Here is a 13856-nt window from a genome sequence, read left to right on the forward strand (position 1 = left end):
TTGTAAATCAACTCAATCGTTGTCATCAGTCATATTCTCTTTAAGATTAGTAATGGCGTCAGCAGTGGCGTCAACTGCATTCATGGCCGCGTTTTCGGTTGCTTCTAAAGCACTATGTACACCATGAAAAGCAGCGCCTGCTGTATCTTTTACACTTTCTGAAATATTATTGTTATCACGGCGATTTGTCATCGTAACTCACCTCCTGTTAAGGAATAGATTTTGTCATTTTTTAAGGAATTATTCGGAAAAAGTGAAAGATGTTGCTAATCTACTGTATGTAAGGATGGAAGAATTTTTCAACGAATTAATAATTGGAATATTCAAAATAATATAGTATAATAATTAAAAAAATAGTAGAGAAGGAGACGAGTTGAGAATGACGAGCTTGAGCACAGAGAAAAAGGGTTATTTTGGGGAGTTTGGAGGAAGTTTTGTTCCTGAAGAGCTTCAGACAGTATTGAATTATTTGGAAGAACAATTTTTACAATATATAGACGATCCTGAATTCCAGGACGAATTCAACTATTATCTCAAGCAATATATTGGACGGGAGAACCCGCTCACTTTTGCTGAAAATTTAACGCGGAATATTGGCGGGGCAAAAATCTACTTGAAACGGGAAGATTTAAACCACACGGGCGCCCATAAAATCAACAATGCCATCGGTCAAATTCTTTTAGCGAAAAGGATGGGAGCAAAAAGGATCATTGCTGAAACTGGTGCCGGGCAGCATGGGGTAGCGACAGCGACGGCCTGTGCCATGTTCGATATGGAATGTATCATTTACATGGGGAAGGTTGACACGGAACGACAGGCACTAAACGTTTTCCGGATGGAATTGTTGGGAGCAAAAGTGGTTCCCGTGGAAAAAGGCCAGGGCCGGCTGAAGGATGCCGTTGACGCAGCTTTGGAAGATTTGGTCCAAAACTATCAAAATACGTTTTATTTGCTAGGTTCTGCAGTCGGGCCACATCCTTTTCCAACGATGGTCAAGCATTTCCAGTCGGTCATCAGCGAAGAGTCAAAACGTCAAATTCTTGAACAGGAAGGAAAGCTGCCAACTGCAGTCATAGCCTGTGCAGGTGGTGGCAGCAATGCCATCGGTGCTTTTGCCCATTATATCGAAGAAAAAGAGGTGCGCCTTATCGGGGTTGAGCCACAGGAAGCCCCTACGTTAACAGAAGGCGTACCGGCCGTCATTCATGGATTCAAATGTCTCACCTTGCTTGATGAGGAAGGGCAGCCAAAACCAACCTATTCAATTGCAGCAGGACTTGATTATCCAGGTGTTGGCCCGGAACATAGCCACCTAAGAGTCAGCGGCAGAGCTGAATATGTGACCGCGACCGGACAGGAAGCGCTGGAGGCATTCTTGCTTTTATCTAAAACAGAAGGGATCATCCCAGCCTTAGAAAGTTCCCATGCCGTGGCCCATGCAGTCAAATTGGCAAAAGATCTATCCAAGGATGCTGTTCTGATTGTTAATTTATCAGGTCGTGGGGATAAAGATGTCGAACAAGTCTTTAAAATGTTAAAAAAATAACTAAATTTTCCTGAATTTAAACGTAAGAGGCTGTCTCGAAACAAAGGGTCAGACCCCTAAAACATATAATATATGGCTAAACTTCGCTTAAAATGCGACGATTATATTAAGTGTTTAACAGGGGGCAGACATTTTGTAACAGCCTCTTTTTATTTATGTTAAATAGAAGCGTTTCACTTCATAACTGGAACAGTGTAAGGTAAAATAAGGACTTAGAAAATCAACTCGGTCTATCTGGGATTGATTTTTCATAAATGTGTAGGTAGTTTATACCCAACAAAGGAGAGTCCTTTATGAAATGGAATCGAATATTAAAAGTTGCGGCAATGGCGGTACTGCTGCTATCAGTAGTTTTAGCTAGAAATACGGGGATAGCCATGGCCTCTGGTAATGATAATAGCAGCTACAATGAAAAGTATGGTGCACCGGTTGTGGTGTACGGGGAGCAGCTATCCGCTGCACAAAAAGATGAAGTCCGAAAGCTTTTAGATGTCACAGATCCAAGCCAGGTAAGAGAGATTACGGCAACAGGAGCAGATCTTGTGACGTACATCAAAGGGGACCCTCATTCCAATATGTATTCCTCTGCTAAAATTACCAGGAATGATTCAGGTTCAGGGATTGTGGTCAATATCGTCACTCCCGACAATATTACAGAGGTAACGAAGGATATGTATGCGAATGCCTTGTTGACAGCGGGTGTTAAAGATGCCGAAGTGGACGTCGCCTCACCGATCAAAGTCAGCGGACATTCCGCCTTGGTCGGGATTTATAAAGCGTATGATACAGGATCGGGTACTGCGCTGAATAAGGACCGTACAGAAGTGGCCAGTGAAGAATTGGGCGTGGCAACGGGTTTAGCAAAAAAAGAAGGATTAGATTCGGATAAAGTCAGCCAGCTGTTAACGGAGATTAAACAAGAAATTGCCGCGCAGCATCCGGCAACAAAAGAAGACATCGCCAACATTATCGATGACAAGTTAAAATCTTTGAACATCACCTTAAGTCCGGAGGATCGCCAGCTGTTAATTAATCTATTTGACAAAATGCGTAAATTGAATATCAATTTTGATAATGTCCAATCCCAGCTTAGTAATCTTTCACAGGGTATTAAGCAAGAGATTGAAAAAGTGGTAAACGACAAAGGCTTTTGGCAACAGGTAGCGGATTTCTTTCAAAAATTAATTGATGCGATAAAGAGTCTTTTTTCTTAACCAAATAAAACAGGAAAACGGGAGGTGAGTGACACCTCCCGTTTTCATTTACGCGCGCTGAATCCCCGATGTAGAAAACTCTTTAATTAATTTCTGTAAATGTTTATGTCCTTCTCTTAATTTTACTGTCTCATTAATAATATGTTGAAATCCTTGCAAATCTTGATCCGTAGCATATAATAAGGATTTCGGCAAGCCCTCGGCAATTTGTTGCAGGGTAAAATCTTTTGTCACGGACAACGACCACCTTTCACATTATTGGTTTGTCTCCTTTAATATTTTGGGAAAAGGGTGGCTTTTTCCTGCTAACACCTTAAAAAACTTATCTACAATTATCATCAGATTATTATAGGAACAGTCATCATCTATTCTGTATATACACATTACGACAGCAACTGCTTGGAATTTTGGTGGCTTGTAGAAAAATAGGGCTGCCTCCAAAAATGGAGCAGCCCTCTAGTATATTTATAACGTCTGTTCAAGCTCATACCAATAATAACAAATGGTTTCCATTCCTTTGTCGAAATTTTCCAGATGAAAATGTTCATTCGGAGCATGGAAATTTTCGTCTGGCAACCCAAATCCCATTAACACAATGGGCACATGGAAAATTTGATCAAATGTCGACACAATTGGAATCGAGCCGCCGCCGCGTGTATAAGAAGTAGGAACTTTATAAACTTTTTCATAAGCTCTTCCAGCAGCTTGGATAGCCGGATGGTCAAAAGGAGTAACGAATGGGGCCCCTTTATCAAATAGGGAAACATTGACTGTTACGCCATGTGGTATATGGGATTGAATGTGTTTGACCAGGAGATCGACAATCACATCTGGATCTTGATTTGGGACAAGACGGCAGGTGATTTTGGCATGTGCTTCCGATGGGATGACTGTTTTAATCCCTTCTCCTTGAAACCCTCCAAAAATTCCGTTCACTTCCAGTGTTGGACGCACCCATGTTCTTTCTAATGTCGTAAACCCTTCTTCGCCAAACATTTCCGGAACACCTAACTGTTCAATAAAAGATTGCTCGGTAATGCCAAGTGATGCAAAAGCGGCTTTTTCAGCAGGTGTTATATCGGCTACTTGATTGTAAAATCCATCAACTGTGATCTGTCCCTTTTGATTGTGAAAAGAATTGAGAATTTCTACTAATGCATGGATCGGATTTTGAACGGCACCACCATATAATCCAGAATGGAGATCCCCTTTTGGACCCAATACATCTATTTGTAGGCCGCAAAGACCTCTCAATCCATAGATAATTGTTGGCCTGCCAGGCTCCATCATGCTTGTATCGGAAATGACGACACAATCAGAAGACAATAATTTTTTATGTTCCTTAACAAATAGAGGGAGGTTAGGGCTGCCAACTTCTTCTTCTCCTTCAATCAAGAATTTCACATTAATTGGCAGCGTCCCTGTAGTTTTAAGGATTGCCTGTAACGCTTTGAAGTGCATAAACACTTGACCTTTGTCGTCACTTGCGCCGCGAGCATAGAGCTTATTATCCCGAATTTCGGGCTGAAAAGGCGGGCTGTCCCATAAATGAAGAGGGTCCACGGGCTGGACATCATAGTGTCCATAAATCAGAACCGTTGGTTTGCCTTTCGCCTTTAACCATTCTCCATAAACAACGGGATGTCCCTTCGTTTGGTAAACATTTATATGTTCCATTCCGATTTCTTGAAGCGCGTTAGCTACCCATTTGGCTGCATTTTGAATATCCTTTTTATGCTCTGAAAGGGAGCTGATGCTCGGAATGGCCAAGAATTCCTTTAATTCAGCTAAATGCTTAGCTCTGTTTTCTGAAAGATATGTAATGATCGATTGATTCAATGAAAGAAGCCTCCTTAAGGAAAAAGTGTTCTGTAACTATTTCTTCTTTAAAAGAGCTTTTTCCTGCTTTGTCACATTGGGAAATTGGTCACAGAACTTTCGCTAATTCTAAAAAGAACATTTTGTGAACTCGCTTTTTTTAATTACAAAATCTATTAAAATGCAGAAGAAGAGATTAAGATTTAGGTAGAAAAAAGATGGGGTACTTGAAAACTACTGTTAGCGCTTACTTATTGGCTTCAATACGATAGTAAACTTTAATAAGATAGGAGATTATAATATGTCAAATTTACGGGAAGAAGCATTAAAAATGCACAAGGACCATCAGGGGAAGGTGGGAATCTTTTCGAAGGTTTCGGTCCAAAATGCCAAGGATTTAAGCTTGGCCTATTCACCTGGTGTGGCAGAGCCCTGCTTGGACATTCATGCGGATGAAAGCACAGTCTATGATTATACCTCAAAGGGAAACCTGGTTGCGGTTGTTTCGAATGGAACGGCCGTCCTTGGACTTGGAAATATTGGACCAAAAGCAGCGATGCCGGTTATGGAGGGAAAGGCTGTATTATTCAAATCGTTTGCTGATGTGGATGCCTTTCCAATTTGCTTAGCAACCACTGATACGGACCAAATTGTCGAGACTGTTAAGCTGCTGGAGCCTACCTTTGGCGGGGTGAATTTGGAAGATATTGCTGCACCGCAATGCTTTGAAATTGAGTCACGTCTCCGCGAAGTTTGTGAGATCCCCATTTTTCATGATGACCAGCATGGTACCGCAATCGTTACAGCAGCCGGGTTAATCAATGCGTTAAAATTGGCAGATAAAAAGATTGAGGATATCAAGGTTGCTGTTAATGGGGCAGGGGCAGCAGGTGTAGCCATTGTGAAGCTATTATTACACATGGGAGTCAAAGATGTTATTTTATGTGATACAAGAGGTATTATTTACGAAGGCCGGCCAAGCGGAATGAACCCGTTTAAAGATGAAATGGCACGGATGACCAATCGTGAACAAAAACAGGGGACATTAGCGGATGCCCTTGTGGGAGCTGATGTGTTTGTTGGTGTATCAGCGGCCGGCGCGGTTACGAAGGAAATGGTTCGTTCCATGAATCGGGATCCGATTATTTTTGCGATGGCCAACCCGGTCCCTGAAATTATGCCGGAAGAAGCAAAAGAAGCGGGAGCCCTTGTCGTAGGGACAGGTCGGTCTGATTTTCCAAACCAAGTCAATAATGTGCTTGCGTTCCCAGGCATATTCCGTGGTGCATTGGATGTCCGTGCAAAGGAAATTAATGAAGAGATGAAGCTTGCAGCGGTATACGCGATTGCCGGTTTAATTACGGACCCAGAGCTTCATGCCGATTATGTTATTCCGGATCCATTTGATTCTCGGGTTGCCAGAGAAGTTGCAACTGCTGTAGCCTTTGCTGCAATGGAAACAGAGGTTGCCGGGCGAATCATCAATGTTGAGGAAATCAAGAAACGCTTATTAACATTGGCATAAGGTTAAAATAGGACTATCTCAGAATGAGATAGTCTTTCAAATTTTGGAAGTTGGGAAAAGCTTTCTTTTTCTAGTATAATAAATAGATGGAAAAATGTTTTAATAGAATATAGGCCTTTAGTAGTGCGTACATCATCAGCTCCTGCGCCTTCTAGGGTTTTGTCATCGGAGGGGATGGAGTTGGCAATTGCGCTGACGATGTTTGTTTTGGGAATGTTATTAGGTTTTGTCGGGGCTGGGGGCTCCGGCTTTATTATTGCGATATTAACGGTTGTTTTTGGGGTTCAGATTCATATGGCGTTAGGTACCTCACTGGCAGCGATGGTGTTTACCACCATGTCAGGTGCCTACAGCCATTTCCGCCAAGGCAATATTGCGGTGAAAACGGGCCTAATCGTAGGCGGATTTGGTGCGATTGCTTCCTATTTTGGTTCAAAGCTGGCCGGCTTGATTCCCGTGCATTCTTTGCACTGGCTGACAGCAGGAATGCTATTTCTCTCAGCGGTTTTATTGCTTGTCCGTTTATTTATTGTTCAAAAACTAAATGCGAATCACAAAAAAGAGTCTTCCAATCATCTTCATCTCGTAAAGAAAGCAGCACTCGTCGGGATTGTGACTGGATTATTATCTGGTTCATTTGGGATAGGTGCGGCACCATTTATTCAAATCGGGCTGCTTGTCATCATGGGTCTTTCCATCAAACAATCGGTCGGCACAACGATGCTAGTGATTTTGCCTATCGCATTAGCAGGGGGATTAGGCTACTATTTCCAGGGATTTTTAAATTTTCCACTGTTAATTGAAGTGGTGGCAGGAACCATAATTGGTTCCTATGTGGGTGCGAAGTTTACAACCCTTGCACCACAGCCGCTTTTAAAAAGTGCCATGGTCATTACACCGATTATGGCGGGTGCGATTTTGCTAATAAGTTAATAGCTGCTTCGAAGACTGTAAAGCATATAAAATGAAAGCTTTGCAGCCTTTTTGCGTTTATGCCAAAAGATGGAGGGAATATGAAAAAGGGAAGCTGGAGTTTACAGTCGGTTATTATTGTATTTGTGTGTATGGTGGTCGCTTTTTCACTTTTGATAACGGATTGGCTAATCAGTTCAAGGGTCGCTTCGGGAACGGAAGCAAGTCAGGCAGAAAAAGCAAGAAATGTGGCGCGAATGGTGGCACATGACCCGCTTGTAATTGATGCGATGAGTGGAAAACGGGATGAAAAGGATATTCAAACGTTTGCCAATGAAATGAGGAAATACACGGATGTTTACTTTATCGTCGTAATGGACATGAAGGGGATGCGCAAATCCCACCCTGATCCTAAAATGGTAGGAAAACGTTTCAAAGGGGGGGATGAAGGACCGGTCCTAAAAGGAAAAGAGTACGAAGATATTTCTAAAGGCTCGCTTGGACCGTCACTTCGATCGTTTACGCCAATAAAGGATAAAACTGGAAAACAAATCGGAGCAGTTGCAGTTGGAATTTCCTTAAATAATGTGGAAAAGGCAGTCAATAAAAGTCGGACCGGGATTTTCATTGGAACGATGATCGGGATCCTCATCGGAGTAATCGGGGCGGTCATTTTAGCGCGGTATATTAAAAGGATTCTATTAGGGCTTGAGCCGTTTGCGATTGCGAAATTATTAGAAGAGAGAAGCGCGATGCTGCAATCGGTACGAGAAGGAATTGTAGCGGTTGATCAAGAAGCAAAAATAACACTCGTCAATCGGGCTGCATTAAAGCTGTTTGAAAAAGCAGGACTGTTCGAAAATCCGATTGGGAAAAAAATTGATGAATATATGCCTTCAACTCGACTAAATGACCTGCTAAAATCAGGCAATGCCGAACTGGATGAAGAGCAAAACCTGAATGGGATGATGATTTTAACCAATCGGGTACCGGTGATCGTTGGGAATAACGTAGTGGGAGCGATCGCTACCTTCCGTGATAAAACAGAAATGAAGCTGCTCGCAGAACAATTGACCGGCGTTCGGAACTATGCAGATGCACTGCGTGCCCAGGCCCATGAGTTTATGAATAAGCTCCATGTTATTCAAGGAATGGTCCATATGGGTTACTATGATAAGGTTGTTCATTTTATTAATGAAACGGTAGACCATCGAAAAAGTGAAATTGGCTTCGTAACCAAGAAAATTAAGGACCCTGTGTTGGCTGGGTTTTTGATTGGGAAGCTTAGTTATGCCCGGGAATCCGGGGTAGAATTATCTGTTTCCTGTGATCATCCCCTCCCTTCACCGGCGGATTCGGATATCACGCATGAGCTGATTACCATTGTTGGAAATTTAATCGATAATGCTATCCATGCTGTCCATGATTGTGCAGTGAAAAAAATAGCGGTGGATTTTGATTACGCCGATGATATTTTAACAATCGAAGTAAAAGATACTGGTACAGGGATAAGTGAAGAAGTGCAGAACCAAATTTTTAATAAGGGATTCTCCACAAATGGCGAAAATCGGGGGTTTGGACTGTATCTGGTCTCGCAGGCCATTAGTTTGTTGGAAGGGGAGTTAATTCTTTCATCCAAGCTGGGTAAAGGTACGGTTTTCGCTGTCTATATACCATATAAACCGGAGGGGGAGTAAAATGATCCGTGTGATGATTGTAGAAGATGATCCAATGGTAGCGGAATTTAATAAACGCTACCTGGAGCAAGTGCAGGGCTTTTCCTTGATAGCAACGGCGTCCTCCGTGGATGAGGGAATTAAGCTGATTGAAAAAATGGACATTGATCTCATCTTGCTTGATATATTTATGCCCGGAAAACAAGGACTTGAGCTGTTAACCTACCTCCGTGAAAATGAAAAAGAGACAGATGTGATTATTATTTCAGCCGCTTCCGATATGGAACGGATCAAAAAAGCCCTGAGGTATGGTGCGGTTGATTATTTGATAAAACCATTTGAATTTGAACGCTTTAATCTCGCATTATCTGCTTATAAGGAAAAAACTAAGTTTATTCAAACCCAGCATGTCATTAGCCAGGCTGTGCTGGATCAGCAGCTTTTGCATCGGGAGGAAAAGCCGCTGATAGAAGAACTTCCAAAGGGGTTAACCAAAGATACCTTAAAACAAATATGGGAAGCGATTCAAGAGCTGAAAAATGTTCCATTCTCGACAGAGGAAGTCGTCAAGCTTGTCGGAATTTCTCGGGTATCTGTCCGAAAGTATTTAAATTTTTTAAAGGAAATCGGCATATTAGAGGTAAAGGTCATTTACGGGTCAGTTGGTAGACCCGTGTACCAGCATGAATTTAATCGCTTTAAGGAACATCATATTAAAAACTTTCTGTAAGAAGAATCATAACAGGCACCATCTAAATTTGGATGGTGCCTGTCACGTTTACATATGTATGGGATGCAGCGACTCTTGAATATTACATTTTTGGATAAAAGCTTCGGTGTATTCTGTGGAAGTGATTAATAAATTTGGATAAAGCCCTTTTAAAGCATGAACCAATTGTTTGCCGAAGCCCTGATTCCGGTGTGAAGGGTTGATGGCAATATGCTGCAATTGGACTTGGTTATTGGCGACAAGGACACCAATCAATCCAATGATACCTTCCTCTTCCTTCCATAGAAAGAGCTTGCGGTCCTTCTCCGTTTCATATTCATTCATGGTTAGCCGAAGTTTTTTCAGATCCCGTTCGCTTGGAAAAAAAGATAAAAGACCCATTGCTATTTTTTCATAACTTTTTTTATACCTTATTAACAAATTCATCCCTCGCTTGTTACGAATCTTGTCACTTATCATATGTATTTATCTTTTTTTTTAGAATTATAGCATAATATTTTGTTGATTTTGTAATAAGAATGTTACATTTCAATATCAGATCACTTACAAGAGTATTCGATAAGTCATATACTGGCCACATTTTGGAAGTTACTGGTCACTATTTGGAAGTTACTGGCCAAATTGGATTTTCCATCTATGTTTGGATATAAAAAAAACAGAAATTTAGACAAAATATTATCTTATTGGGAAGGCTTTTTTATTACTATGTAGAAGTAGTAAATAGAGTATATCATAAAGGAAGTGGACCATGAGGAAATATCGATGGATCAGATGGCGTAAAGTAATCCTCTGGGTCGCAGCTCTTGCCATTATTGGTATTGTATTGCTGACAGGAGGGCAGTCAGTTTGGAATGTAGCCGATACCGTTTTTTATTACGCGCTCCAGCTGCTCTTTGCCATGTTTGCTATGATTATCCAGTTTGTTGCCCTATTTTGGTTTCTTGCCAGGGGACGAACCTACTGGATTTTGCCCGGTGAAACGGGCTCGACTTGGGACGATTATCGGGGGAACCCGGAGATTGTCGATAATGCCAAGCGAATCGTCACCCTTTTAAAGGGCGTCAAAGAATTTAAGGAAATGGGGGGCGAAGCGATCCGCGGATTATTACTTTGTGGACCCCCAGGTACAGGAAAGTCATACCTTGCCCAGGTTATCGCCAATGAAGCACAGGTTCCGTTTGCTTATGCGTCGGCACCAAGCTTTCAAAATATGTTCTTTGGTGTCGGAAACCTGAAGGTCATGGGACTTTACAAAAAGGCCCGAAAGCTCGCGAAAGTTTATGGGGCCTGCATCATTTTTATTGATGAAATCGATGCCATCGGAATGAGCCGTTCTGGCGGAAACGGAGGCGGAGGCCTTGGTGCCTTAATGGGCATGGGCGGATCCGGCCTTCTGAACGAGCTTCTTTTACAAATGGATCCTCCTAACATGGATCAAAACGGGTTTGCCAAGCTCCTTCGTTCTCTTGGACTGCGGAAAAAGAAGGCAGAACGTTTGGCCGTTCTGACGATTGGAGCAACAAACCTGCCGGATACATTGGACCAAGCGCTGCTTCGTCCTGGCCGATTTGACCGGAAGCTCTGGGTTGATTCGCCAGACTATGATGGCCGAATCGATGTGTTCCAATATTATCTTGAGAAGGTAAAAAGGGATCCAAGCCTGACTCCAGAGCGTGCGGCACTCGACACGATCGGCTACAGTCCGGCGCAAATCAAACACATCGTCAATGAATCGGTTGTCATCGCCCATCAACGGGGTGCTGCCGTTTCGAATTATGAGGACTTCCGGGCAGCGATGGAAACCTATGAATGGGGCCTGAAGCAGCCGCTTCGTTCGATGAGTGACGATGAAAAACGGAATGTTGCTTACCATGAAGCAGGACATGCGGTCGCGCAGTTCTTATTAAAACCGCATGAACGAGTGTGGAAGGTGACCATCATCCGCCGCGGCGGTGCCCTTGGGCTCGCTGCAACCAAACCGACCCATGAGCGCTATAACCGAAGCGATAGTGAGATCTTAGCCGAGATTCAGGTATGTCTTGCTGCCAGGGCGGTGGAAGAGGAATTCCTAGGAAAAAAATTGAACGGGGTCACGTCAGACCTGCAGCAGGCCACGGAGCTTGCCGGTGCTTACCTTGGAGCTGTCGGGATGGGGGAAGAATTGTTTAGCTGGCTTGCCATCGGTTCTCCGGCAGAAGGACTTAAAGCGCTTCGTCCAAATATCAATGAGCTTCTGAACGATGAAATGAACAAAGTAAAGAAGCTGGTGAAGGAACATAGCCCATTTGTTCATGCTATTGCAGCAGAGCTGCTCAAGCGGGGCGACCTGACAGGCGAGGAAATTGAGCAGATATATGTCGAGCTTTATGGCAAGACACGCCCGATAATGATCGAAAAGGACCTTTTTGCTTCACTGGCAGAAGTCGCGGTTACAGTGAATCAGGAATAGGTGGATGGACTAAATATTCGATGAAAAAAGACATCATCCTTATATGGATGGTGTCTTTTTTTTTAATAAGATTAAAGTGTTTTCGGCAGGTTCGTCACTTCATGGGCCACCCTTATTCCCGATTGGACGGCACCTTCGATCCACCCGGGGATCGTCGACGTATGTTCACCGGCAAAATGGACCCTGCCTTCCGGAGTGGGGATATAAGGAAATAATTCTGTTTCCTGACCCGGTTTATACATGGAGAAAGCTCCTCCGGAATAGCGGTATTGGGACCAGCTATGAGAGGCACCTGTTAGGAACTCATCATAAATTTGCTCACCATGGACAGCGGCCATGTTATCTAGGGCATTTCGAACCCGGTCTTCTTCCGGCAGGTTATCCCATGACAATGTATCATCCTCCCACGTATAACTCGCCAAAACAATTCCAGAACCCGTTGAACCAATGAGGTGGCTGGGGTAGTAAGCAAATCTAATCGGTAAATCGGTCATCAATTTACCGCCGCGAATTCCTTCTTTTTCCCAAAAACGATGTTTAAACTGAAGGCCGATTTTTGTAGCGGCGACATAGTGAAGCTCGCGGATGGCTTTCTTTTTATAATGGGAAAATAAAGTTAATGGTTCGATCTCGATGAATTTGAGCATGGAAAAAGGAACGGTAATAATGGTCAGATCACCTGTTACGACTAGTGGTCTTTGGCTTAGGATATGTCTGGAATGAATCGTCGCTTGCTGATCTTTCTGGACGATTTTCGTCATTTGATAGCCGAAATAGAGGTTCGGCTTTAATTCCGGAACAAAAGCATCCGGCAATTTGTCATTTCCGCCTTCTACTTCATAAAAATGAATGTCTGGACTAAAAAGCGGGATTAGTTCCCTTAGAATAGAAGGAAAAGAAAGCTCCGGAAATCCCTCCAGCCCCAGTAATACCTCAATGGACTCAATCGCACCCTGAGATAAACTCATCCCAATCGGATTGTAGCGTAAAAAAACGCTCATTGGGTATTTATCAAAGTCTTTTACGATGGTACTCCAATTTCGATAAGGATCTTGATTGATAAAATCAGTAATTGGTTTAATGGCTAATGTGAGAAGCTCAATTGCTGTTTTTCCCTTTTCATGGGGGAGAACGGGGTAGTTTAACATATCAGGATTCCGCTGATAAATGGAGAGGTTTGTTTTTACCCCATTTGCATAAATGAGATCGTTTGGAGTGGTAATCACAAAGGGAGATGCCTTTAGACCGAATTTTTTAATGTATTCCAATGTTAAAAAATGATTATTCGGAATCCGCATGGCACCGGCATCGAGGTACAGACCGTCCAAAAAGGGTGCACGCATCGTAAAAATACGGCCGCCGACTCTTTGGGTTGCTTCCAAAATGGTTACATCATGCCCTGCAGCCTTCAAGAGGGATGCCGCAACTAATCCTGACATACCGGCTCCGACGATAATAATCTTTTTGGGAATCTGAGTTTTGCCAAGTCCATTTCGAATGGTCAACAGCATTTGTTCATTTGTTAACTGAGGAGATCTATAAAAGGACATACTCATTCTCCTTTCAGGTGTAACATACAGAAAACGAGCGCGCCTTTTTCGGCGGCCCGTTTCCTGTGGTGTTTAAGTCTTACTTTTCTTTTGTAGCGAGTCCAATAATCATCACTATGAGCGTAAGCAGCTGAATCATAACCTCAAGGTTAATCCTCATTCTCCTCCTAACCTAAGTGAGTTTCATTCCTCCGGGCTCACAAAGAAGAAGCAAAGACTTACGTTTCCCTATAATAAAGATATTCTGTTAGACAAAGAGTATGACAAGTAGTTTATATATTGGATTATGAATGAATTTATTGACCTTATGAGGTTCTTGGTGACCGGAATCGGTTAGGAGGAAGGCGGGCGGTCATCTAGAGGGGCTCTACTTGACCGAAATCGGTTAGGAGGAAGGCGGGCGGTCATCTAGAGGGGCTCTACTTGACCGAAATCG

Annotated in this window: 12 protein-coding genes; 7 read left to right on the top strand and 5 right to left on the bottom strand. The window is 42.9% G+C overall.

Annotation, left to right across the window (positions count from 1 at the left end):
* Positions 1-12: 12 nt before the first annotated feature.
* Positions 13-192 carry a hypothetical protein gene (locus ACZ5XR_RS10405; RefSeq protein ID WP_464501583.1) on the bottom strand — a complete coding sequence of 60 codons (180 nt, stop codon included), beginning with the start codon at positions 190-192 and terminating at the stop codon, positions 13-15.
* Positions 193-379: 187 nt separating this feature from the next.
* Here ACZ5XR_RS10405 and trpB point away from each other — a divergent pair, with 187 nt between their 5' ends.
* Both trpB and ACZ5XR_RS10415 read left to right on the top strand, forming a co-directional pair.
* The gene (gene trpB / locus ACZ5XR_RS10410; RefSeq protein ID WP_464501584.1) at positions 380-1546 is read left to right on the top strand and encodes a tryptophan synthase subunit beta; all 1167 of its coding nucleotides are present in this window, start codon (positions 380-382) and stop codon (positions 1544-1546) included.
* Between the two features lie 326 nt (positions 1547-1872).
* On the top strand, positions 1873-2760 hold the full coding sequence (locus ACZ5XR_RS10415; protein WP_464502283.1) for a DUF1002 domain-containing protein: 888 nt from the start codon (positions 1873-1875) through the stop codon (positions 2758-2760).
* Between the two features lie 48 nt (positions 2761-2808).
* On the opposite strand, the gene ACZ5XR_RS10420 is transcribed toward ACZ5XR_RS10415, so the two are convergent.
* Together ACZ5XR_RS10420 and ACZ5XR_RS10425 are read right to left on the bottom strand one after the other, a co-directional pair.
* A complete protein-coding gene (locus ACZ5XR_RS10420; RefSeq protein ID WP_464501585.1) occupies positions 2809-2994 on the bottom strand; it encodes a hypothetical protein in 186 nt (61 codons plus the stop codon).
* A 231-nt stretch (positions 2995-3225) separates the two neighbouring features.
* Positions 3226-4599, bottom strand: a complete 1374-nt coding sequence (locus ACZ5XR_RS10425) for a dipeptidase (RefSeq protein WP_464501586.1) — start codon at positions 4597-4599, stop codon at positions 3226-3228.
* A 280-nt stretch (positions 4600-4879) separates the two neighbouring features.
* Here ACZ5XR_RS10425 and ystJ point away from each other — a divergent pair, with 280 nt between their 5' ends.
* The 4 genes from ystJ (at position 4880) to ACZ5XR_RS10445 (ending at position 9421) form a co-directional block, all read left to right on the top strand.
* Entirely contained in the window at positions 4880-6103 is a 1224-nt protein-coding gene (gene ystJ, locus ACZ5XR_RS10430; protein WP_464501587.1) for an NADP-dependent malic enzyme, read from the top strand.
* 180 nt (positions 6104-6283) lie between these two features.
* Positions 6284-7036, top strand: a complete 753-nt coding sequence (locus tag ACZ5XR_RS10435; RefSeq protein ID WP_464501588.1) for a sulfite exporter TauE/SafE family protein — start codon at positions 6284-6286, stop codon at positions 7034-7036.
* 80 nt (positions 7037-7116) lie between these two features.
* Entirely contained in the window at positions 7117-8712 is a 1596-nt protein-coding gene (gene dcuS / locus ACZ5XR_RS10440) for a DcuS/MalK family sensor histidine kinase (RefSeq protein WP_464501589.1), read from the top strand.
* 1 nt (position 8713) lies between these two features.
* The gene (locus ACZ5XR_RS10445) at positions 8714-9421 is read left to right on the top strand and encodes a response regulator (RefSeq protein ID WP_464501590.1); all 708 of its coding nucleotides are present in this window, start codon (positions 8714-8716) and stop codon (positions 9419-9421) included.
* Between the two features lie 48 nt (positions 9422-9469).
* On the opposite strand, the gene ACZ5XR_RS10450 is transcribed toward ACZ5XR_RS10445, so the two are convergent.
* Positions 9470-9841, bottom strand: coding sequence for a GNAT family N-acetyltransferase (locus ACZ5XR_RS10450; protein WP_464501591.1), 372 nt, complete (start codon positions 9839-9841; stop codon positions 9470-9472).
* Between the two features lie 328 nt (positions 9842-10169).
* On the opposite strand from ACZ5XR_RS10450, the gene ACZ5XR_RS10455 reads away from it, so the two are divergent.
* Positions 10170-11870 carry an AAA family ATPase gene (locus tag ACZ5XR_RS10455; protein WP_464501592.1) on the top strand — a complete coding sequence of 567 codons (1701 nt, stop codon included), beginning with the start codon at positions 10170-10172 and terminating at the stop codon, positions 11868-11870.
* Between the two features lie 71 nt (positions 11871-11941).
* On the opposite strand, the gene ACZ5XR_RS10460 is transcribed toward ACZ5XR_RS10455, so the two are convergent.
* Entirely contained in the window at positions 11942-13420 is a 1479-nt protein-coding gene (locus ACZ5XR_RS10460; protein WP_464501593.1) for a flavin monoamine oxidase family protein, read from the bottom strand.
* Positions 13421-13856: the final 436 nt, after the last annotated feature.

The organism is Neobacillus sp. Fa239 (assembly GCF_055395235.1).

Coding starts and splice junctions, on each gene's coding strand:
- ACZ5XR_RS10405 (WP_464501583.1), bottom strand. CDS start 192: ATGACAAATCGCCGTGATAACAATAATATTTCAGAAAGTGTAAAAGAT.
- trpB (WP_464501584.1), top strand. CDS start 380: ATGACGAGCTTGAGCACAGAGAAAAAGGGTTATTTTGGGGAGTTTGGA.
- ACZ5XR_RS10415 (WP_464502283.1), top strand. CDS start 1,873: ATGGCGGTACTGCTGCTATCAGTAGTTTTAGCTAGAAATACGGGGATA.
- ystJ (WP_464501587.1), top strand. CDS start 4,880: ATGTCAAATTTACGGGAAGAAGCATTAAAAATGCACAAGGACCATCAG.
- dcuS (WP_464501589.1), top strand. CDS start 7,117: ATGAAAAAGGGAAGCTGGAGTTTACAGTCGGTTATTATTGTATTTGTG.
- ACZ5XR_RS10445 (WP_464501590.1), top strand. CDS start 8,714: ATGATCCGTGTGATGATTGTAGAAGATGATCCAATGGTAGCGGAATTT.
- ACZ5XR_RS10455 (WP_464501592.1), top strand. CDS start 10,170: ATGAGGAAATATCGATGGATCAGATGGCGTAAAGTAATCCTCTGGGTC.
- ACZ5XR_RS10460 (WP_464501593.1), bottom strand. CDS start 13,420: ATGTCCTTTTATAGATCTCCTCAGTTAACAAATGAACAAATGCTGTTG.